Origin of the sequence: Methylobacterium sp. J-030, assembly GCF_022829545.1 — a bacterium.
GTDB lineage: Bacteria > Pseudomonadota > Alphaproteobacteria > Rhizobiales > Beijerinckiaceae > Methylobacterium.
This window is the reverse complement of sequence record NZ_JAKSYM010000238.1, coordinates 1-1720: the sequence shown is the minus strand read 5'-3', so window position 1 is coordinate 1720 and position 1720 is coordinate 1. Positions and strand designations below refer to the sequence as shown.

The 1720-nt window shown below is 68.7% G+C and carries 2 protein-coding genes and 1 pseudogene; 2 read left to right on the top strand and 1 reads right to left on the bottom strand.

Annotation, left to right across the window (positions count from 1 at the left end; genetic code table 11):
* Positions 1–228: pseudogene (locus tag MKK75_RS17290) on the bottom strand (hypothetical protein); the annotation flags it as partial.
* A 68-nt stretch (positions 229–296) separates the two neighbouring features.
* Between MKK75_RS17290 and MKK75_RS17285 the strand changes: the two are divergent.
* Together MKK75_RS17285 and MKK75_RS17280 are read left to right on the top strand one after the other, a co-directional pair.
* Positions 297–1460, top strand: a complete 1164-nt coding sequence (locus MKK75_RS17285; RefSeq protein WP_244043774.1) for a glycosyltransferase — start codon at positions 297–299, stop codon at positions 1458–1460.
* Positions 1453–1720: DNA polymerase ligase N-terminal domain-containing protein (locus MKK75_RS17280; protein WP_279593958.1), on the top strand; the 268-nt coding region annotated here is incomplete at its 3' end. The genes MKK75_RS17285 and MKK75_RS17280, both read left to right, overlap by 8 nt.

Genomic DNA, 1720 nt, shown 5'->3' with positions numbered 1-1720 from the left:
GCCCATGGCGAACCCGGTGGCGGCGGGGTCGAAGCCCTGCTTCTGCAGGTACACGCCGAGGAACGGGCCGAAGCCCTCGCGCGCGCCGGCCAGGGCGAAGTTCAGAGCGCCGAGGCTGAAAGCTGGCTGCATGTTGTCCGTGTTCAGGTGCGGCAACGTCGCCGGATTAAAACTGGCTTGGCCCCAGAACAGGGTGCTGCGCGGCAGGTTTGCGTGATGCCGGCGCATAACCCGGCTCGCCGGAGATATCAGTGCTGACCGAGACTGAAGTTGTGGCGTCACCTGTCGATCAAGGGATGCCGAACCAAGCCCTACGAGCGGTGGTCGCTGTCCCGGTCTTCAATGAAGCCGAACGCATCGAGTATTGCCTCCGCGCTCTCGACGGGCAGGAAGGTCTTGGGGGAAGCGGGCTCGGCGTCCTGCTGTTCCTGAACAACTGCACGGATGGCACGGCCCATGTGGTCGCAGCCCTTCGGACGTCCCTGCGTCGCCCGGTTCGGGTGATCGAGCAAGCGTATGCCGAGGCGAACGCGGGATGGGCACGGCGGGAGGCCATGGAGGCCGCGGCCGCGTGGTTGGAGGAGGGCGGGACGTTGGACGGTGTCATCCTCACGACCGACGCGGATAGCCGAGTTCCTGAGGATTGGGTCGCGCGCAACCTCGCTGCAATCACCGATGGAGTCGATGCCGTGGCAGGCCGGATCGACCTCGATGAGGCAGATGCCGCTCGGCTTCCCGCGTCCTTGCACGCGCGCGGCGCGCTGGAGGGCGCCTACGAGGCGCTGCTCACGGAGCTCGAAGCGCGGATTAATCCGATCGCGCACGATCCCTGGCCGCGGCACTGGACCACCTCTGGCGCGACGCTCGCGGTCCGGCTCGCCACCTATCGGCAAGTCGGCGGCATGCCGCCGCTCGCGGTCGGCGAGGACAAGGCCTTCGTGTCGTCGCTGCTGTCGAGCGACGCGCGGGTTCGGCACGCCCCCGACATCGTCGTGGTCACCTCGGGGCGGCTCGACGGGCGCGCACCCGGCGGGGCCGCGGACACGATGAAGCTGCGCTGCCAAGTGCCGGAGAGCCCGTGCGACCCGCGTCTGGAGCCGCTGCCGCGGGCCCTGTTCCGGTTCGCCTGGCGACGGAGGGTGATCGGGTTACATGCCTCGGGACGCCTTGGTCTCAAGGCGCTCTGGGCTCCGTGGCTCGGCATCCGGACGGATGCAGCCCGAACGATAGCTCACCTTCCCACACTTGGCGCCGTGCTCGCCGCGACGGAGGCGGCCAGCCCCATGCTCAGGTATCGTCCGCTGCGGCCCGCCGAACTTCCCCGACAGATCCTACAGGCCCGCGTCATCCTGGGCCTGCTCAGGTCAATGAGCAAGGTCCTCGGCCGCTCCCGTAGGTCGAAGGTCGTTGCGGTGGATGATGCCTCGCAAACGTCGGCGGAGCGTGCCGGCCATGCCTGAGCCCCTAGCCTACCGCGTGCAGAAGCACGCCGCGCGTCGACTACACTACGACTTCCGGTTGGAGCTCGGTGGCGTCCTCAAGAGCTGGGCGGTCACGCGTGGCCCGAGCCTCGTCGCGAGCGCACGGCGCTTGGCCGTCGAGGTCGAGGATCACGGTCTGGACTACGCTGATTACGAGGGCGTGATCGCGTCGGGCAGCTACGGGGCGGGCGTTGTGCTGCTTTGGGACCGCGGCACCTGGGAGCCGGACGGCGACCCGG